The organism is Allochromatium palmeri (assembly GCF_009720725.1).
GTDB classification, from domain to species: domain Bacteria; phylum Pseudomonadota; class Gammaproteobacteria; order Chromatiales; family Chromatiaceae; genus Thermochromatium; species Thermochromatium palmeri.
This window is the reverse complement of record NZ_WNKT01000010.1, coordinates 19,235-38,810: the sequence shown is the minus strand read 5'-3', so window position 1 is coordinate 38,810 and position 19,576 is coordinate 19,235. Positions and strand designations below refer to the sequence as shown.

Genomic DNA, 19,576 nt, shown 5'->3' with positions numbered 1-19,576 from the left:
AGACTCGCTGGTTGGATGTGGAAAGACCGGGTTGCCGCGCGTTGCGCCGAATCAGTCCGGGCTGCTGAAGAATACTCATTATAGCGGCCGCCAATGCTGGCTTGAAAGCCTGGCGTCGTGCGGTTGCTCAGCGCGATGAACCGGGCGCGCGACGCCGCCGCAGACCGCCGATCAGCGCCTGAGCCTGGGTCGGATCCTCAGGCCAGTGGTGCTTGGGATAGCGTCCACGCAGTTCCTTGCGCACTTCAGCATAGCCGCGCGCCCAGAATCCGGCCAGATCCTGGGTGACCTGCATTGGACGACGGGCAGGCGAGAGCAGGTGCAGCAGCACGGGCAGGCGGCCCAGACAGAGTCGCGGGGTGTCGCTCAGGCCGAAAAATTCCTGGAGCGGGGCGGCGAGAATCGGGGTCTCGCCGCTGACATAGTCGATCGGGCGGCTGTTGCCGGCTGGGGTGACGAACGTCCGGGGCACCTGTTGATCGAGGCGCTGGCGCTGCTCCCAGCTCAGTTGGTCGAGCAGGATGGCGCTCAGGTCCAGTCGCTGCACGTCCGAGAGCCGGGTCTTGCCTGCGATCCAGGGGTTGAGCCAGACGTCCAGGTGTTCGCGCAAGGCCGCGTCCGAGAAATCGGGCCAGTCACCGGCTGGATCGTGCTGGCGCATCAGGGCGATCCGCGCCTGGAGCTGGCGCGCGGATTCCAACCAGTCGAGCGCCTCGCTGAAGTGCTCGCGGATGTGCGCGATCAGATAGGTACTGGCGTCGTCCTCGGGTGCCAGTGCAACCGGGCGCGATTCCAGCGCCATAGCGCCGAGTCGGGTGATGGCGCGGCAGGCGACGGCGGCGCGCTCGTTGTCCCAGAACACCTCGCGGCGCGGCTCCAGGCGCTCGGCCAGTTCGGCGCGCAGTTCGTCTTCGCTGATCGGCAGGGCCGACTGAATGCGACCATCGCGTCCGCGCGCATCGATCGCTGCCACGACCAGATACGGATGGATCGCGAGTGCATCGTCGCGTGGCAGCTCGGCGCCGGTGCCGGCGGCCAGCAGATAGCGCTCGTCGGCGCCGGCGCGCCGTTGGGCGACGCGATCCGGATAGGCGAGGGCGAGCAGGGCACCAGGACGGCGCACGCTGTCGGTCTCGGCAGGGCGAGCGCCGGAAGACGCGCTCCGCTCGGCCAAACGGTGCAGTTGTCGCGCGGCGCGCTCGATGGCGTCGAGCCGGCGGCGATCCACGCCAGGCGGCGTGCCGCGTCGCTCGCGGGCCGCGCGCAAGGCGTCCAGGCGCAGGCCGAGATCCGCCGGACGCGCGCGTCCAGGCTCAGGCAGGAAGGGGTCACGTTCGGAGATCAGGGCGCAGAGATCAGCCGCCGTCTGGCGCTCGGTCGGTGTCGCACCGAGCAGCATGACCCCAAGCCGGGGATGGACCGGCAAGTCGGCCAGGGCGCGTCCGAGCGGTGTGATCGAATCGCGCCGATCGAGCGCGCCGAGCATACGCAGGAGTTCGAGCGCCTGGTTCCAGGCCGGTGCGGGCGGCGGGTCGAGCCAGCTCAGCTCGGCTGGATCCTTGACTCCCCATAGTGCCAGTTCCAGCGCCAGCGGCGCCAAATCGGATTCGAGGATCTCGGGTGTGCGCTGCTCGGGACGTCCGTGCTCCTGAGCGCGGGTCCAGAGTCGCTGACAGACCCCAGGCGCCAGACGCCCGGCGCGTCCGGCACGCTGATCGGCGCTGGCGCGCGGGATGGACTCGGTCACGAGTCGCGTCAGGCCCGAGCCGGGATCGAAGCGCGGCTTGCGGGTCAGCCCCGAATCGAGCACCACCCGGATGCCCTCGATGGTGAGACTGGTCTCGGCCAGATCCGTGGCCAGAATCAGGCGCCGCCGTCCGCGTCCGTCCGGGCGTAGCGCCCTGTCCTGCTCGGCCGACGACAGGGCGCCATGCAGCGGCAGGATCTCGATGTCCGCGCCCGCGAGTGCTTCGCGCGCCCGCTCGATCTCACGCGCACCGGGCAGAAAGGCGAGGATATCGCCGGTCTCTTCCGTCAGCACCTGACGTGCGCCCGCGACCAGAGCACGCACCGGATCGCTGTCCGGTGTGCGCTCGGCATAGCGGATCTCGACCGGAAAGCTCCGACCCTCAGCGCGCAGGAGGCGGGCATTGTCCAGCAATCCGGCGACAGGCTCGGCCTCCAGCGTGGCCGACATGATCAACAGGCGCAGATCGGGCCGCAGACCGCGCGCACTGTCGAGCGTCAGGGCCAGACCTAGATCCGAGGTCAGACCGCGTTCGTGGAACTCGTCGAAGATGACCAGCCCAACGCCATCCAGTGTCGGATCGCGCTGCAGGCGTCGCGTCAGGATGCCCTCGGTGACGACTTCGATCCGGGTGCGCGGACCGATGCGACGCTCGAAGCGAATCTGATAGCCGACCCGTTCGCCCAGTGGCTCGCCGAGCTGATCAGCCAGGCGCGCGGCGGTCATGCGTGCCGCCGGACGCCGTGGCTGGAGCATCAGAATCCGCTGACCGGCCAGCCAGGGTGCATCCAACAGCGCCAGCGGCACGCGGGTCGACTTCCCTGACCCCGTTGGCGCGTGCAGCACTCCATGACCCTGGCTCAGCGCCGCACGCAGGTCGTCGAGGATCGCATCGATGGGGAGTGGGTCGAAATTGAGCATGGGCGTTCAGTGGGGTTGGAAAATGATGATCGATGGATCCAGCAAGTTATCGCGGGCTGTCTATACTCAAGGTCAGGTCAACCAACCGGATCCGACCCTCATGGCACGCCTTCCTCGTTTTGTTATGCCCGGCTACCCGCAGCACGTCATTCAGCGTGGTAATAATCGTCAGCAAATCCTGTTCGAGGAGGAGGATTACTGGTTCATCTGGGACAAGCTCGGCGTGGCTGCCGAGAAGTTCCAGTGCGAGATCCACGCCTATGTGCTGATGCCCAACCACTTCCATCTGCTGCTCACGCCCTATCTGGAGAATGGCATCGGCAAGCTGATGCAGTATGTCGGGCGCTACTATGTCCAGTATTTCAACAGCCGTCACGAACGGCGCGGCACGCTCTGGGAGGGACGCTATCGCGCCACCCTGGTCGATCCGCAGCCGTATCTGCGGGCGGTCGCGCATTATATCGAGTCCAACCCGGTGCGCGCCGGTCTGGTGGCGGCTCCGGCCGAGTATGGCTGGTCGAGCTACGGTGGCAACGCCGAGGGCATCGAGGATCGACTCATTACGCCGCATCGTGAATACGAGCGTCTGGGCCGCAGCGCCAAAGCGCGACGCGAACACTATGCCGAGGAGGCCGGGCGTGCGCTCGACGACGCACTGGTCAAGCGCATTCGTGATTCGACCAACAAAGCCTGGGCGCTGGGCAGTCCCGAGTTCTGCCAGGAGATCGAGAGCTTGCTCAACCGCCGTGCCCTGCCACGTCCGCGCGGTGGTGATCGGCGCTCAGAGGCGTATCGGCGCGGCGCCGGCCTGCTATGAGTCTGAAGCGCGCACTGGTCCACTCGCCCGTCGAGTCGGACGAATACTTCATGGAAGAGGGCTGTTTCATCCTGGAGGGCTGGAATCGGCCCGAGGATCCAGCCCTCTCGATCGCGCGCGCCCGGGTGGAACCGGGTGATCGCACCCGGCTGCATCGGCTTGTGGGCGTGATCGAGCGCTATCTGATCCTCGCCGGCAGCGGTTTACTGGAGGTCGAGGGACTCGTCCCCCGACGGGTCGGTCCGGGCGATCTGGTCTACATTCCAGCCGGGGCCGCCCAGCGCATTGAGAACGATGGCGACTGTGATCTGATCTTTCTGGCCATCTGCACCCCGCGCTTCACCCCCGAGGTCTATCAGGACATCGAGCCGGATTGATGAGGCGCGCAAGCGCAAAGGACGCTAAGATCTTGGGCCGATCACTGAATGACTAGCTGACAGCCTGCCCCCGTGTCGAGAAAACCCAAAACACTCCCCGTGCCCATCGAGGCCGACATCCAAACCCTGACCCACGAAGGTCGCGGCCTGACCCGCATCGACGGCAAGACCGTGTTCGTCGATGGGGCATTGCCCGGCGAGCGCGTGCGTCTGCGCTACACCCGCGTTCAGCGTCGCTTCGACGAAGCCGAGGTCGAGGAGGTGCTGAGTGCCTCGCCCGATCGCATCGAACCCCGATGCGCCCACTTTGGCGTCTGCGGCGGCTGTGCGCTCCAGCATCTGCACCCCGAGGCGCAAATCCGCGTCAAGCAGGCAAGCCTGGAAGACGTCTTCGAGCGCATCGGCAAGGTGACGCCCGAACGCTGGCTCGACCCGCTCACCGCCGAGTCCTGGGGCTATCGGCGCAAGGCGCGGCTCGGCGTGCGTCATGTCGTCAAGAAGGGCCGCACCCTGGTCGGCTTTCGCGAGCGGCGCAACAGCTTCCTGGCCGATCTGCGTCGTTGCGAGGTGCTGCATCCGCTGGTTGGCGAGCGTCTGGAGACGCTGGCGGCGACCATCGACAGTCTGAGTATTCGCGATCATGTGCCTCAGATCGAGATGGCGATGGGCGACGGTCCCTGTGTGCTGGTGTTCCGTGTCATGCAGGCACCCACGCCCGAGGACGAAGCGCGCCTGCTCGAACTCGGTCAGCGCGAGGGCTTCCAGATCTATCTCCAGGATGGCGGCATCGACAGTATCCGGCCGCTACCAGGCCAGGACATCGCGCTGAGCTACAGCCTGCCGAACCATGAGGTCGAGATCGCGTTCCTGCCCAGCGACTTCACCCAGGTCAATCTGGAACTCAACCGGCGCATGGTCGATCAGGCGCTTGCACTGCTTGACCCTGGACCGGATGACTCGGTGCTGGATCTTTTCAGCGGGCTGGGTAACTTCACGCTGCCACTGGCGCGGCATGCGGCCTCGGTGGTGGGTGTCGAAGGCGATGCCGGACTGGTCGAGCGCGCACGCGCCAACGCGGCGCGCAATGGGCTGACCAACGTGCAGTTTCACGTCGCTGATCTCCAGGCCGAGTTGAGCACCGCCGCACCCTGGACCCAACAACGCTTCACCAAGGCCCTGATCGACCCGCCGCGCAGCGGTGCCTGGGAGGTACTCGACTGGCTGCCGCGTCTGGGCGTGAAGCGTCTGGTCTATGTCTCCTGCTATCCGACCACTCTGGCGCGCGATGCCGACCGTCTGGTCAACGAACTCGGCTATCGACTGCGCGCGGCGGGTGTGATGGACATGTTCCCCCATACCAGCCATGTCGAGTCGATGGCGCTTTTCGAACGGTGAACACACATGGCCTGGACCGAAGCCAAACTTATTGCCGAAGCCATTCTTGAAGGCTTCGATCGTCACTTTCGGCTCTTTCGCGAGACCACGACCAGTGCCCGGACGCGCTTCGAGAACGCCGACTGGCCGGCGGCGCAGGCGGCGGCGCGTGAGCGCATCGGCTTCTACGACACCCGTGTCGGTGAGACCGTGTCGCTGCTGAGACGTGAGTTCAACCTGCGCGACCCCAGCGACACGCTCTGGCGTCGGGTCAAGGTCGAGTACATGCGTCTGCTGCCGCAGATCAATCAGCCCGAGCTGGCCGAGACCTTCTACAACTCGGTCTTCTGCCGGCTGTTCGACCGTCATTACTACAACAACAGCTATATCTTCGTCTGGCCGCTGATCTCGACCGAGCATCTGGAGGCCGAGGTGCCGATCTTCCGGCCCTATTACCCGGCGCGCGACGGCTTTGCCCGTGTCATCGCCCGCATCCTGCGCGAGGCCGGATTCGAGCGCCGTTTCCGTGACCTGCGGCGCGATATCCGCTGTTTGCTGCTGTCGATCCGCTCGCGCTTCCCGGCCAATCGCGCCATCCAGCAGAACTTCCAGATCGCGGTGCTGTGCGCGCCCTTCTTTCGCAACAAGGGCGCCTACATCATCGGCAAGGCGATCAACGGCGCCGACCAGATTCCCTTCGTCGTGCCCATCCTCAACGACCCGGAGCAGGGACTCTATGTCGACACACTTTTGACGGGCGTGGAAGACATCTCGAACGTCTTCAGTTTCTCGCGCGCCTATTTCATGGTCGACACCGAGGCGCCGGCGGCGGTGGTGGACTTTTTACGTCCCTTGATGCCGCGCAAGGGTAAGGCCGAACTCTATACCGCGATCGGGTTCCAGAAGTTCGGCAAGGCCGAGTTCTATCGTGATTTCATCAAGCATCTGCGCTACTCGTCCGACGAGTTCATGATCGCGCCCGGCATTCGCGGCATGGTGATGTGCGTCTTCACCCTGCCGTCCTTCCCCTATGTGTTCAAGATCATCAAGGATCGCTTCCCGCCACCGAAGGAGATGACCCGCGCGCAGGTCAAGGAGAAGTACCAACTGGTCAAGATGCACGACCGCGTCGGGCGCATGGCCGATTCCTGGGAGTACTCGCATGTAGCCTTTCCGCTTGATCGTTTCTCACCGGCGCTGCTGGAGCTACTGGAAGCCGAGTGTGCCGGTAGTCTCGAACGGGTCGGGGATCAGCTCATCATCAAGCACCTCTACATCGAGCGCCGACTCTCGCCGCTGAACCTCTATCTGCATACCGCCGACGACGACGAGATCCGTCATGCCATCGGCGAATACGGCGACGCCATCCGACAACTGGCTGCCGCTAACATCTTCCCTGGCGATTTTCTGTTCAAGAACTTTGGCGTCACCCGCCATGGCCGAGTGGTCTTCTACGACTACGACGAGCTGTGCTATCTGACCGAGTGCAACTTCCGCGACATCCCCGAGGCACCCTATCCAGAAATGGAGCTGAGCGAGGAGACCTGGTACACCGCCGGTCCCAACGATGTCTTTCCGGAGGAATTCGCGACCTTCCTGCTCACCGACCCGCGCATCCGCAAGGTCTTTCGCGCCAAGCATCGCGAACTGCTCGAACCGGACTGGTGGCGCGCGCGTCAGGCCAGTATCCGGGCCGGACATCTGGAGGATGTCTTTCCCTATCCGATCGAGCGGCGCTTTCGCAAGGATCGCGAGGAATTCCCGCGCCGCTATCCGCATCTGGCGACTGGGTGAGGGCGGTCAGAGTCCAAGCAGATCAGCCGGCCTGAAGCGGCGTGGACCAGCGTCGATGCGCTGGTCCACGCCGTGTAGTTTGCAAACTCGACCGTCAAGCCGTGGCGCAACTTCGGGAGGACTCAATAGCCCGGAGGTGGGCGTCGACCACCGTAGGGCATGGACGTATCGGGACCAGGTCCATATCCAGGTCCATAGCCTGGACCATACCCTGGGCGCGGAGGAGGTGGACCATAACCGCCGGATCCAGGACCGCGCCCATAACCGGGCCTCTGATCGTATCCCTGATTCTGACTCGGCCTACCGCCCTGTCCTTGACTCGGTCGCTGGCCCTGGTTTCCGTTTTGGTTTTGGTTCGGCCTCTGATTCTGAGAACCGCCTTGATCCTGACTGGGTCGCTGATCCTGATTCATGCCCTGACCTGAACCTTGTGGACCTTGGCCATAGCCGCCGGGCTGAGCCTGGGTGGTCTCGGGCATGCCAAGACTCAAGGCCGCGGCCAGGGCAGCACCTGATACGTACAAGCCGACTGTGTGCATACAAACCTCCTGATGAGGCACGCTTGTCAATGGAGCGTGCGCGCGTAGAGCGAATCCAAAATCTAGGGTTGCCAAGTTAGTCGAGAAACTCGGCGGTCAGTGCGTACTGCTGTCGTGCGGTGCGGCTCTCATCGGCCGAATCGTCCTCCATCATGGCGCAACTCACGGCCATGCGTGCCTGAACGGCCGCTTTCCAGGCGCGATTCTGTCGTTCGGTCATGAGTTCGTCCGGCATCAGAGCGGCCGCCGCCGCCGCCGCGACGAAATGATCGGCCTGCGCCATCCAATCCGTATCCTTGCCGCAGTCAGTATAGGTCTTGACAGCATAGGCCCGGGCGACCTTGAAGGCACCCTCTATTTCCTCAGGCGTGATCAAGTCCATGAGTCCAGTCGCGATAGCGCGGTTGACGCGCGCATCGCGGCTCAAATGCATGACATCTTGCGCGAAGCGGCAGCCGAGCCGTCGTTGCTGATCCGGGGTCAGCTCTTTGAGTGCCGCGCGAAGATCCGGGTCGTTGTCGATCCTGGTCATTGGGTCGAGTCCTCAGCCAAGGGTTGCGAGATGTCCGGTCGGCGACCACTCTAGCCCGACCGGCCGTGAGCGGGTCTATCTGACCAAATTCCCTGTTCGATCACATTGACTTGGGTCACGGGCGGTTACATCGGCCTGAATTCGAGCCGCCGCACTGAAGCGCGTCAGGCGCCCCTTTTTGCAGGCAAAATCCGTGGCGCCACCAATTGCAAGGGGTCAGGGCTTGATGTATAGTGCGCGGCTTGATCGCATGACGATGAGATTGCCGTGCTGTTTGTTTAGATGGCAGTCAGTCAGGGTCGATTTTCCTCCCGGAGAGGTGTCCGAGTGGCTTAAGGAGCACGCCTGGAAAGTGTGTATAGGTTAATAGCCTATCGAGGGTTCGAATCCCTCTCTCTCCGCCAATCAATGCACGCCTGTGCAAGTGGTTCTTTGCTGGCTTGGTATATTTCTAGCCGCCCCCCTAAAAGCCCCCTCTGCACACTCCAACCGCATCCTGTGGTTTGTTGTCCCGCGCTGATCTTCACCGATCGATAGCTTTCGTGCGCTTGTGCCCGACCTTTGTCGCCGGCGCCCTGGATTCGAGCATCCCACGCAGACGATAGAGCGTCTCCAATGCCTCGCGTGGCGTGAGTCCGTCTGGATCGATGTCGCGTAATGCCTCACAGACCGGCGGTTCACTCGGTTCGAAGACTGGCTCAGGCCTGGACTTGGAGCGTGGCGCCGGCGCCAGGTCCACCGGAAACAGCGAAAGCTGCTGAGTCTCGCGCGTAGCATGACGATGAGCGCCGTCCTCCAGTTCGCGCAACCGCTCGCGCGCGCGGGCGATAACCGCCGGCGGCACCCCGGCGAGCGCGGCTACCGCCAGACCATAGCTCTGATTGGCCGGTCCCTCACGCAGGGCGTGCATGAACACAATCGACTGACCATGCTCGATCGCGTCGAGATGGACGTTGGCGATGCCCGGATATTCCTCGGGCAGAGTGGTCAGCTCGAAATAATGGGTCGCGAACAGGCTGTAGGCACCGATGCGCGTGGCCAGCTCGACCGCGCACGACCAGGCCAGCGACAGCCCATCGAAGGTACTGGTGCCGCGCCCGATCTCATCCATCAGGATCAGGCTCTGAGCTGTCGCGTTGTTCAGAATGTTCGCCGTTTCCTCCATCTCGACCATGAAGGTCGAGCGGCCGCCGGCCAGATCGTCCGAAGCGCCGATGCGCGAAAAGATGCGGTCGATCGGGCCGATGATGGCACGGCGCGCCGGCACGAAGCTCCCGGCATGGGCCAGCAGCACGATCAGCGCGTTCTGGCGCATGTAGGTCGATTTGCCGCCCATGTTCGGGCCGGTGATGACCAGCATCCGCCGCTTGCCGTCCAGGCGCAGACCATTGGCGACGAAGGGACTGTCGAGCACGCGCTCGACGACCGGATGACGCCCATCCTGGATCTCGATCTGAGCGCGGTTGGTCAGCTCGGGACAGCTCCAGTTCAGGGTCTGGGCGCGCTCGGCCAGATTGGCCAGCACATCAAGTGCCGCGATGGCGCCAGCCGCCAGTTGCAGCGGCCCGAGCGATTGGCCGAGCCGGCCGAGCAGTTCCTCGTAGAGCCATTTCTCGCGGGCCAGCGCGCGCTCGCGACTGCTCAAGACCTGGTCCTCGAAGCGTTTGAGTTCGGGCGTGATGTAACGCTCGACGCCCTTGAGCGTCTGACGGCGCACGAAATCGGCCGGCACCTGATCGGCCTGGGTGCGGCTGAGTTCGATGTAATAGCCATGCACCCGGTTGTAGCCGACCTTGAGGTTGGCGATGCCGGTGCGCACTCGCTCGCGTGCCTCCAGATCGAGCAGGAACTGGTCGGCATGTTCGGAGAGATCGCGCAGTTCATCGAGTTCGGCGTCATAGCCGCGCGCGATCACGCCGCCATCGCGGATCAGCATCGGCGGCTGTTCGAGGATGGCGCGCTGGAGCACGTCCAGCACCTCGGGATGCTCACCGATCTCGTCGCGCAGTTGGGCGAGCAGCGGATCGGGGGACTCAGCCAGTTCAGCGCGCAGGCCGGGCAGGACAGCGAGCGAATCGCGCAGCACCGCTAGATCGCGCGGACGGGCGGTGCCGAGCGCCACGCGCGCCAGGATGCGTTCCAGGTCGCCGATTCCGGCCAGGAGCGGCTGGAGCTGGGCGCGCTGGCCGGTCGTCAGCAGCGCACGGATCGCGCCATGCCGGGCACGGATGGCCTCGCGGTCGCGCAATGGCCGGTTCAGCCAGCGTCGCAGTAACCGGCTACCCATGGCGGTGACGGTCTGGTCGAGCACGCCGGCCAGTGTGTGCTCGGGATGCCCGCTGAGACTCGCGGTGATCTCCAGATTGCGCCGGGTCGCGGCATCCAGGATCAGCGCCTCGTCGCGCGACTCGGTGGTCAGACCACGAATGTGGGGCAGGGCGGCGAACTGGGTGTCGCGGACGTATTGGAGCAGACAGCCGGCGGCACCGATCGCCAACGTCATCCCGGCACAGCCGAAGCCGCCCAGGTCACGGGTGCCGAACTGCTCACACAGGGCGCGTTCGCTGCTGTCAGGATCAAAGTGCCACACCGGGCGGCGGGTAAGGCCGCGTTCGAGTCGCAACTCGGCATCGAGCCGGCTGTCCTCGCCGATCAGGATCTCGGCGGGTCTGAGCCGTTCGAGTTCGCTCATGAGTGCTTCGTGCGACCCGACCTCCAGCACCGAGAAACGCCCGCTGGATAGCTCCAGCGTCGCCAGTCCCAGTCCGGACTGGCCTTCGGCGATGGCCAGCAGCAGGTTCTCGCGCCGTTCCTCCAGGAGCGCCTCATCGGTAAGGGTGCCGGGCGTGACGATGCGCGTCACCTGGCGCTCGACCGGACCCTTGGATGTGGCCGGATCGCCGACCTGTTCGCAGATGGCTACCGACACGCCCTGACGCACCAGCTTGGCCAGATAGCCCTCGACGGCGTGATAGGGTACACCGGCCATCGGGATCGGCTGACCACCCGACTGACCACGCCGGGTCAGGGTGATGTCGAGCAAACGCGCGGCGCGCTCGGCGTCCTCGTAGAACAGCTCGTAGAAGTCCCCCATGCGGTAGAGCAGCAGCATGTGCGGATATTCGGCCTTGATGCGCAGATACTGCTGCATCATGGGTGTGTGCCGGGAAAGATCGGGGCGCGGGCTGTCTTGGGTCACGGGAGATCGCAGGGGCGAGAGGCTGGAATCAGGAGAGCCACGCGAGCCAGAACCCGTCGCGGCCGAAACGGGATGAGTTGTACCACAGATCCAGAAACGGCGGCCAATCCTGTAGAATCCACACTGTTACCTCTATCACGAACCCTTCGACTGATGACCGAGCGCCGTCTCACACTGCCGATCGGCATCCTGATCCCACGCGCTATTCGACGCCAGGCGGCCTGGTCGGCGATCGGTTTGTTCTGGGTGCTCATGGGGCTCGTTGGGGCGGCCGAGGCGGTCGCTTTCGACCGCGACCTGGCTGGAGCCGCCGACATTCCGGGCATTCCGCGCTTCGAGGGTTCGGTCATCATCGGTTATCGGGTCAGTCCATTCGACGAAACGCTGATTCCGACCGGACCCTGGGAGACAGGCTCCGGTTCGAAGGGCTGGACGAAGACGGTCAAGGTATCCGGCCAGCGCACACGGATCATCTATCTGGCTCCGCGCAATGCCAGTTCGCTGGAGGTCATCCGCAACTACCAGCGCGCGCTGGAGGAATTGGGATATGAGCCGCTCTATCAGTGCTCAGGCTTCGAGGAGTGCGGGGACCGGGTCGATCGTTTTTACGGCGACGCGGCCAACGGCAATCAGCTCACTGACAGCCATCTGCTCAAGCACGTTTATTCCGATACCTCGGTCCAGGAACCGCGTCTCTACAGCGCGCGCCGTCAGGCCCCGGACGCGGGCGGTCAGTCGTATGTCTTCGTCTTCGCCGCGTTGCAGGACAACTTCGCTGATTCGGCCGCCGGCAACCGCGTGGCCATCTTCTTCGAAGAGGTGCTGTCGGAGCCGATGCGCGAGCGCATGGTCTCGATCGAAGCCAAAGCGATGGCCCAGGGACTTTCGGACGCGGGGCGCATCGCCGTCCACGGCATCCAGTTCGACTTCGATCAGGCGACCATCAAGCCCGAATCCAAGCCCCAGCTCGAACAGATCGCGCTGATGCTGGTCGAGAACCCCGAACTCAAGCTCTATATCGTCGGGCACACCGACAATCGGGGTACGCTGGAGTACAACATGGATCTCTCGCGCCGCCGCGCCGAGGAGGTGGTGCGCACGCTCATCCAGAGTTATGGCATTCTGGGTGAACGGCTCAAGCCCATGGGCGTGGCCAGTCTTGCTCCGCTGACCAGCAACGCCACCGAAGAGGGGCGCGGACTCAACCGTCGGGTCGAGATCGTGGCTCAGTGAAAGTCCCGGCACGGCAATGCGCCGATACTTTAAGGCCCATCGTACAGCTGGATAGAGCAATCCAGATGACATGACACGAGTAAATGAATGAGCGCGAACCTGAAGCTTCCGAAAACCTACAAGACGCTCCTGATGCTGGCCCTGGTGATCGGGCCGTTCTTCTGGCTCGCCTTCACCGAGGACGGTCAGTGGCGCACGGACCTGGCCCTGATCGCGCTGCTCGGCAAGCCCGACTTCAACGCCGCGCTCGACGCCTTCGACAGCCGCCTGACCGAGTCGAAACTGCGCGAAAGTTTTCCCAAGCTCGAATTTCAGTGCGCCGTCGGCGCCAATCCGTTCGGCAACCGGCTGTGCGGTGCCGAGATCGGTACCTTCAACCAGATTCCAGCCGCCTCGGTCACGCTCTTCTTCCAGGACGATCAGTTGCGCGCGGCCAAGGTCGTCTATCGGCGCGTCTATCACGCGATGGTCCGGGACTGGATCGATCAGCGGGTCGGCGCGCGCTCGGTCAATCCACTTGCCGCGCCCGTTTCAGCGCAAGAGGAGGGTGTCATCGCACAGCCGGTCGCCGATGGACTCCTGCTGATGCGCGAGGGCGAGCTGACGGATGACGACGAGCCGGCGCTGATCTGGCTCTCGCAGGCCGCCATCTAGCCTGGGATGGATCTCAGAGCAGCTTCACCAGTGCCGCGATCGCCGCGACCTGGGCGAACATCAGCGGCACGAGCCATTTCAGCAGATCGCTCTTGATGCGCTCGATATCGAGCTTGAGTTCAGCGCGTAGCTGTTCGATTTCTTTCTGCAACCGCAGCTCGGACTCGCGCACATGACCCTGAGTGGCGAGATCCGGCAGATGCGGATAGCGATCCTCCAGTCGCTCGAAGGCTTCGGCGATCACCCGAGCTCGGGTACGATCATCGGGAGCCGTGCTCAAGGCTTCGTACAGTTCGACGACGGAACTCATCGGCATGGGTCTCCAAACCAGATTCTGTTGCATCCATTTAGATTACGCATCGTGCGCTCAACGGCCAAGTCCCGGGATAGACGTATAGACGTATAGACGTTGCTGTATCTCAACCTTCAGTGTCCGGCCCCGTGGAAGAACAGCTCATAGAGCGTGAGCACGATCTCGACCACGATCAGGATGACGATGTACCACTCAACCCGCAGACTGCGCTTGCTCTGCAACAGATCGAGCAGGGTGCCGGCCGTGTCGTTGATCAGCGTCAGCTTGCGCTCCAGGGCCAGTTGACGTTCGCGGATCTCGTATTCGGCCTCCAGATTCAGGAACAGCCGTTCCAGATCCGGGCGCTCCCAGATGATCTCGGGCTTGTCGCCGATCTCGCCGCGTCCGACCATGTCCTGCTGGATCGCCAGCGCCTCGCCGATGTGGCGGATGAGGGTGCCGGCATGGCTCACCCCGCGACCCTGACGCCGCAGGCGATCGGCCAGCGGCTCGATGCGGTCGAAGGCGTGCGCGACACGCGCTTCCTGATCGGCCAGCAGCACGCTCTTGCCTAGGATGTCGGCCACGACCTGGAGTCGGGCCAGATCGGCATCGGCCAGTACCAGACGCTCGCGCTCCAGCGCCTCGGCGCGGGTCGGATCGATCAGGATCGGCAGGTCTTCGTGCTCGGGCTGGATCAGCGAGTCGCGCACGAAGGGGCGGATCTCCTCGACGAAGGCCGTTTCCTGGGCGTCGTCGACCCCGAACAGCACCACGGCGCCCGAGCGAAAGAGCACGGCGCGGCCCGTGTCACCGATCGGCGTGACCAGCGGATTGGTCGCCAGCGCTTCCAGGTGCCCGAGACGCCGGATGTCGAGATGACGGCCGAGCAATCGGGCGTGCGCGGTCAGTGCGGTGTTGTCATTGGTCTGTGGATACATGTGCAGTCTCCCTGGCCGATTCCTCGATGCCGATCCGGGTGCAATCGGCGATTATGCGCCATCAATGTGACAGCTCCGGGACAGGGCAGCCGAACATGCCTCATACGCCGGAAACCCGTTCCCACAACAGCTTCCCCGAGACGGTGAGCGAGACCACGACCAACACCGGCCGCACCAGGGCTGCGCCATGGCGCAGCACCAGATGCGCGCCGATCCAGGCGCCGATCATCTGTCCCAGCGCCATCGCCAGCGCGATCGGCCACAGGATATGGCCGCCCTGGACGAAACACAGCAGGGCGGCCAGATTGCTGGTAAAGTTGAGTGCTTTGCTATGGGCGGTCGCGCGTCTGAGGTTGTAGCCGAGCAGGGCGACATAGCCCAGCGCGAAGAAGGTGCCGGTTCCGGGGCCGAAGAAGCCGTCGTAGAAGCCGACGCCCAGTCCGATGAGGACGGCGAAGAGGCTTGCGTCCAGACGCTGGTGCGAGTCGAGATCCGACAGACGCGGCGAGCGCCAGAAGTAGAGCGCGAAGGCGATCAGCAGGAGCGGGATGAGTCCTTCGAGCAGGGTGCTGTCGAGACGCTGTACTAGCCAGGCGCCGAACGCGGCCCCGACGAAGGTGCAGAGCACGGCCAGAGCGATGCCGCGCGGCGCGATCAGGCCGCGGCGGATGAACTGGACCGTGGCCATGCCGCTGCCGAAGACGGCCTGCGCCTTGTTGGTCGCCAGACTCTCGACCGGACTCAGCCCCGCCCAGAGCAGAGCCGGGATGCTCAGCAGTCCGCCGCCGCCGGCGATGGTGTCGACGCAGCCGGCCACCAGGGCCACGGCCGAAAGCAGTAAAACCAGCTCGATGAATTCCATTTGAACCGCGTTTGGTTTGACGCCCAAAAGACTTCAGTAAACTGACTTCCATCCATGTTCGCACTCGACGTTCAGCAACTCACCAAGGTCTACCGCGGCGGTTTCCAGGCGCTCAAGGGCGTCGATCTCCAGGTCCAGGAGGGGGATTTCTTCGCCCTGCTCGGACCCAATGGGGCCGGTAAGTCGACCTTCATCGGCATCGTCTCGTCACTGGTGAACAAGACCGCGGGCCGGGTCTCGGTGTTCGGGCGCGATCTGGACCGCGATCCTCAAGGCGTCAAGTCGTGCATCGGTTTGGTGCCCCAGGAGTTCAACTTCAATCTATTCCTGCCGGTGATCGAAGTCGTGCTCAATCAGGCCGGCTATTATGGCATCCCGCGCGCCGTCGCCAAGGTCCGCGCCGAGCGCTATCTGCGCCAGCTCGACCTCTGGGACAGGCGCGACACCGAGATGCGCCGGCTCTCGGGCGGCCTGAAACGCCGGTTGATGATCGCGCGCGCCCTGGTCCATGAGCCGCGTCTCCTGATCCTCGACGAGCCGACAGCCGGCGTCGACATCGAGATCCGCCGCTCGATGTGGTCCTTCCTGCGCGAGCTCAACGCCCAGGGCACGACCATCATCCTCACCACCCATTATTTGGAAGAGGCCGAGAGCCTCTGCCGCAACATCGCCATCATCGACGGCGGCGAAATCGCCGAGCGCACCAGTCTCGCGATCCTGCTCAACCGGCTCCATACCGAGACCTTCGTGCTCAATCTCAAGGGGCGAGTCTCGGAACTGCCGGAACTCGGCGGCTTCGTGCTCCAGGCCCTGGACGACTGCACCCTGGAAGTCGAGATGAACCGCGACCACACTATCAACGGACTCTTCGAGGCGCTCTCGCGCAACGGTATCGAGGTCATCAGTCTGCGCAACAAACAGAACCGGCTGGAGCGTCTGTTCCTGGAACTGGTCGACCGGCGCGGTCTGGAGGTGCGGGCATGAGCACGCGGCTGGACGACTGGCGCCGTTACTGGGTGACGTTCCAGACCATCCTGGGCAAGGAGGTGCTGCGCTTCTCGCGCATCTGGGTGCAGACCATCCTGCCCTCGGTCATCACCACAACGCTCTATTTCGTTATCTTCGGGCGCCTGATCGGCGATCGCATCGGTCCGATGGATGGCTTCGACTATCTGGACTTCATCGTCCCTGGGCTGGTGCTCATGGGGGTGATCACCAACGCCTATTCCAATGTCGTCTCGTCGTTTTATAGCAGCAAGTTCTCGCGCTATATCGAGGAATTGCTGGTCTCGCCAGCGCCGAACTGGATCATCCTGGCTGGCTATGTCGCCGGCGGCGTGATGCGTGGCCTGACGGTGGGCGTGGCCGTCATGCTGGTGGCCATGTTCTTCACCGAGATCCGCATCCATGATCCGCTGACGATGCTGCTGATCGGTGTCATGACCGCGACGCTCTTCTCGCTCGGCGGCTTCATCAACGCTGTCTACGCCAACAGCTTCGACGACATCTCGATCGTGCCGACCTTCGTGCTCACGCCCCTGACCTATCTGGGCGGCGTCTTCTATTCGATCGAGCTGTTGCCCGAATTCTGGCAGACCGTCTCGCTGGCCAATCCGGTGCTCTACATGGTCAATGCCTTCCGCCAGGGGTTGCTCGGGGTCAGCGATATCCCGCTCGGGCTGGCTTTCGGTATGATCCTGGCCTGCATCCTGGTGCTGGCCGTCTACAGTCTGAGCCTGTTGCGTCGAGGCGTGGGTATCAAGACCTGATGGGTGTGTCATAATCCAGCGCCAATCATCTATTTTTCGAAGACGCGAATCCCAGGTTCGTGATTCGAATTCGCTCTCGCAGGTCCATCATCCGTGACTTCCAATCGTCGCTCCGGCACGCGCGGCCGGAGACGTCCATCCAAACGCAAAGGCTTTCGGCTCGGTCGTGTTCTCGTCGGCTGGCTGCTGGTCCTGGCCGTCGGGGCGACCCTGGCCGTCGGTTTCTATGGCGTTCATCTCGATCGCGTGGTGCGCGGCAAGTTCGAGGGCCAGCGCTGGGCCTTGCCCGCGCGCGTCTGGGCTCGTCCGCTCGAACTCTATGCCGGACGCCGGCTGAGTCCCGATCAGTTCGAATCCGAACTCAAGCGTCTGAACTATCGCGCCGTCGAGTCGCCGCGCACTCAGGGCCAGTATCAGCGTCTGGGCGATCGCTTCCAGGTCTGGACGCGCCCCTTCCGCTTCTGGGACGGCGCCGAGCCGGAACGCCATCTGAACATCAGCTTCGCCGACGGTCAGGTCGCGACCCTGACCGACGCCGACGGCGGCCCGGATCCGGCCCTGGTGCGTCTGGATGCCATGCTGATCGCCAGCATCTATCCGACCCACAACGAGGATCGGGTGCTGGTGCGCTACAAGGATCTGCCCGAGCAGCTGATCAAGACCCTGATGGCGGTCGAGGACCGTAATTTTTACCGCCATCTCGGCGTCGATCCCAAGGGCATCCTGCGCGCGGCAGTCAGCAATTTCCAGGCCGGAGCCGTGGTCGAGGGCGCCAGTACCCTGACTCAGCAGTTGGTCAAGAACTTCTATCTCAGTGCCGACCGCACCTTCGAGCGCAAGATCAAGGAAGCCTACATGGCCTTCCTGCTGGAACTGCACTATGACAAGGACGAGATCCTCGCCGCCTATGCCAACGAGATCTATCTCGGTCAGGACGGCAGCCGTGCCATCCATGGCTTCGGGCTGGCGAGCCAGTTCTTCTTCAATCTGCCGCTGAGCGAACTCGACGCGGCCAAGACCGCGCTCCTGGTCGGCATGGTCCAGGCGCCGTCCAGCCTGGATCCGCGCCGCCATCCCGAGGCGGCCGAGAATCGGCGCAATCTGGTGCTCGATCTCATGGTGCGCGATGGGGTCATCAGTGAATCTGAGGCCACGCAAGCCAAACGCGAGCCGCTTGGTATCCAGGACGGTGGCGGGCGTCCGGCCGGGCACTATCCGGACTTCATCAGTCTGGTGCGCCGGCAACTCCAGCGCGACTATCGCGACGAGGATCTGCGCTCCGAGGGGCTGAATATCTTCACCACGCTCGATCCGCTGGTGCAGGGCGCGGTCGAACGCTCGCTGCCCAAGCGTCTGGCCGAGTTGGAGAAGCAGCACGGCATGAAGGCCGGAACCCTGGAGACAGCGGCCGTGGTGACTTCGGTCGAGCAGGGCGAGGTGCTGGCCATCGCCGGCGGGCGCCAGCCGGGCTATGCCGGCTTCAACCGCGCGCTCGACTCGGTGCGTTCGATCGGCTCGCTGGTCAAGCCGCCGATCTATCTGACGGCCCTGTCACAGCCGGATCGCTATACACTCACGACCAATATCCAGGATCGCCCGGTCAGTCTGCCGGACGGCAACAAGCGCTGGGAGCCAAAGAACTATGACCATCGGGTCAATGGTTCGGTCCAGCTCTACAGTGCGCTGGTCCGCTCGCTGAATCTGGCCACGGTCAACCTGGGTCTGAGCATCGGCGTGAAAAACGTCGTCGACACCCTCTACAGGATGGGCGCGCAACGGCGTATCCCGGTCGTGCCCGCCGTGCTGCTGGGTGCGGTGTCCATGTCGCCGCTGGAAGTGGCTCAGGTCTATCAAACCATTGCCGCCAGCGGCTATCGCGCGCCCTTGCGCGGCATCCGTGAGGTGGTCGACGCCCTGGGACAGCCGCTCAACCGCTATCCGCTCGCCATCGAGGCGGTGGTCGATCCCAAGGCCGCGTATCTCACGACCTGGGCCATGCAGCGCGTGGTCACGGACGGCACCGCTAAGTGGCTCGGTAATCAGCTGCCCGAAGGGATGACCATGGCTGGCAAGACCGGCACCACCGACGAGAAGCGCGATAGCTGGTTTGCTGGCTTCTCGGGCGACAAGGTGGCCGTGGTCTGGGTCGGTCGCGACGACTACAAGCCCATGGGACTGGCGGGCGGAACCGGGGCGCTGCGGGTGTGGGGCGACTTCATGCTGGCGCTCGACAACGAACCCTTGCCCGAATTCCCGCCTGCTGGCGTGGTCCTGGCCGATGCCTGCGGGCGCAAGAACGTGCCCTATATCGGTGACAGTGCCAAGGGTCGAGCCAGTTGTGGCGGGGGTGGCGGTCAGAGTTCAGGCGCGCGTGCCTCGGGTGGTGAGTCTGCGGCACGAACCGAAGAAGCGCCCGCCGCCGAAACAGTCGCGGCTCCACCAGAGCCGCCGCCCGCACCCAAGCCGGAACGCACTCAAAACCATTTCATGAGCGACTTCTTCGGCCAATGATCTTCAATTCATGC

General features: G+C 64.0%; 15 protein-coding genes and 1 tRNA gene. 10 read left to right on the top strand and 6 right to left on the bottom strand.

The genetic code is table 11. The features are described 5' to 3' along the window. Nucleotides 1–127 precede the first annotated feature (127 nt). On the bottom strand, nucleotides 128–2,668 hold the full coding sequence (gene hrpB / locus GJ668_RS06825; RefSeq protein ID WP_155449400.1) for an ATP-dependent helicase HrpB: 2,541 nt from the start codon (nucleotides 2,666–2,668) through the stop codon (nucleotides 128–130). Nucleotides 2,669–2,768: 100 nt separating this feature from the next. Between hrpB and GJ668_RS06820 the strand changes: the two genes are divergently transcribed. The 4 genes from GJ668_RS06820 (at nucleotide 2,769) to aceK (ending at nucleotide 7,030) form a co-directional block, all read left to right on the top strand. Continuing rightward, nucleotides 2,769–3,485, top strand: a complete 717-nt coding sequence (locus tag GJ668_RS06820; protein ID WP_155449399.1) for a transposase — start codon at nucleotides 2,769–2,771, stop codon at nucleotides 3,483–3,485. After that, nucleotides 3,482–3,862 (top strand): cupin domain-containing protein, encoded by a 381-nt coding sequence (locus tag GJ668_RS06815; protein ID WP_155449398.1) that lies wholly within the window; start codon nucleotides 3,482–3,484, stop codon nucleotides 3,860–3,862. The genes GJ668_RS06820 and GJ668_RS06815 overlap by 4 nt, the downstream gene beginning before the upstream one ends. A 72-nt stretch (nucleotides 3,863–3,934) precedes the next feature. Next, nucleotides 3,935–5,257, top strand: a complete 1,323-nt coding sequence (gene rlmD / locus GJ668_RS06810; RefSeq protein ID WP_186342935.1) for a 23S rRNA (uracil(1939)-C(5))-methyltransferase RlmD — start codon at nucleotides 3,935–3,937, stop codon at nucleotides 5,255–5,257. Nucleotides 5,258–5,263: 6 nt separating this feature from the next. Then, the gene (gene aceK, locus GJ668_RS06805; protein ID WP_155449397.1) at nucleotides 5,264–7,030 is read left to right on the top strand and encodes a bifunctional isocitrate dehydrogenase kinase/phosphatase; all 1,767 of its coding nucleotides are present in this window, start codon (nucleotides 5,264–5,266) and stop codon (nucleotides 7,028–7,030) included. Between the two features lie 615 nt (nucleotides 7,031–7,645). On the opposite strand, the gene GJ668_RS06800 is transcribed toward aceK, so the two are convergent. After that, nucleotides 7,646–8,101: a hypothetical protein gene (locus GJ668_RS06800; RefSeq protein WP_155449396.1), complete on the bottom strand. Its 456-nt coding sequence runs from the start codon at nucleotides 8,099–8,101 to the stop codon at nucleotides 7,646–7,648. Between the two features lie 313 nt (nucleotides 8,102–8,414). Here GJ668_RS06800 and GJ668_RS06795 point away from each other — a divergent pair. Next, nucleotides 8,415–8,505 (top strand) — tRNA-Ser (locus tag GJ668_RS06795). Between the two features lie 119 nt (nucleotides 8,506–8,624). On the opposite strand, the gene mutS is transcribed toward GJ668_RS06795, so the two are convergent. Then, nucleotides 8,625–11,255 (bottom strand): DNA mismatch repair protein MutS, encoded by a 2,631-nt coding sequence (gene mutS, locus GJ668_RS06790; protein WP_155449395.1) that lies wholly within the window; start codon nucleotides 11,253–11,255, stop codon nucleotides 8,625–8,627. Nucleotides 11,256–11,453: 198 nt separating this feature from the next. On the opposite strand from mutS, the gene GJ668_RS06785 reads away from it, so the two are divergent. Continuing rightward, nucleotides 11,454–12,533 carry an OmpA family protein gene (locus GJ668_RS06785; protein ID WP_246194667.1) on the top strand — a complete coding sequence of 360 codons (1,080 nt, stop codon included), beginning with the start codon at nucleotides 11,454–11,456 and terminating at the stop codon, nucleotides 12,531–12,533. Nucleotides 12,534–12,620: 87 nt separating this feature from the next. Continuing rightward, nucleotides 12,621–13,187 (top strand): hypothetical protein, encoded by a 567-nt coding sequence (locus tag GJ668_RS06780; protein WP_155449394.1) that lies wholly within the window; start codon nucleotides 12,621–12,623, stop codon nucleotides 13,185–13,187. Nucleotides 13,188–13,200: 13 nt separating this feature from the next. Here GJ668_RS06780 and GJ668_RS06775 read toward each other — a convergent pair whose 3' ends face one another. The 3 genes from GJ668_RS06775 to GJ668_RS06765 all read right to left on the bottom strand — a co-directional run bounded on the left by GJ668_RS06775 (nucleotide 13,201) and on the right by GJ668_RS06765 (nucleotide 15,282). Next, complete coding sequence (locus GJ668_RS06775; protein WP_155449393.1) at nucleotides 13,201–13,497, bottom strand: DUF1640 domain-containing protein; 297 nt, start codon at nucleotides 13,495–13,497, stop codon at nucleotides 13,201–13,203. Between the two features lie 116 nt (nucleotides 13,498–13,613). Continuing rightward, nucleotides 13,614–14,420: an RMD1 family protein gene (locus GJ668_RS06770; RefSeq protein WP_155449392.1), complete on the bottom strand. Its 807-nt coding sequence runs from the start codon at nucleotides 14,418–14,420 to the stop codon at nucleotides 13,614–13,616. 100 nt (nucleotides 14,421–14,520) lie between these two features. Beyond that, the gene (locus GJ668_RS06765; RefSeq protein ID WP_155449391.1) at nucleotides 14,521–15,282 is read right to left on the bottom strand and encodes a TSUP family transporter; all 762 of its coding nucleotides are present in this window, start codon (nucleotides 15,280–15,282) and stop codon (nucleotides 14,521–14,523) included. 54 nt (nucleotides 15,283–15,336) lie between these two features. On the opposite strand from GJ668_RS06765, the gene GJ668_RS06760 reads away from it, so the two are divergent. The 3 genes from GJ668_RS06760 (at nucleotide 15,337) to mrcB (ending at nucleotide 19,562) form a co-directional block, all read left to right on the top strand. Next, the gene (locus GJ668_RS06760) at nucleotides 15,337–16,266 is read left to right on the top strand and encodes an ABC transporter ATP-binding protein (protein WP_155449390.1); all 930 of its coding nucleotides are present in this window, start codon (nucleotides 15,337–15,339) and stop codon (nucleotides 16,264–16,266) included. After that, a complete protein-coding gene (locus GJ668_RS06755; RefSeq protein ID WP_186342934.1) occupies nucleotides 16,263–17,051 on the top strand; it encodes an ABC transporter permease in 789 nt (262 codons plus the stop codon). Before GJ668_RS06760 ends, GJ668_RS06755 begins: the two co-directional genes overlap by 4 nt. 93 nt (nucleotides 17,052–17,144) lie before the next feature. Continuing rightward, a complete protein-coding gene (gene mrcB / locus GJ668_RS06750) occupies nucleotides 17,145–19,562 on the top strand; it encodes a penicillin-binding protein 1B (RefSeq protein ID WP_186342933.1) in 2,418 nt (805 codons plus the stop codon). Nucleotides 19,563–19,576 lie beyond the last annotated feature (14 nt).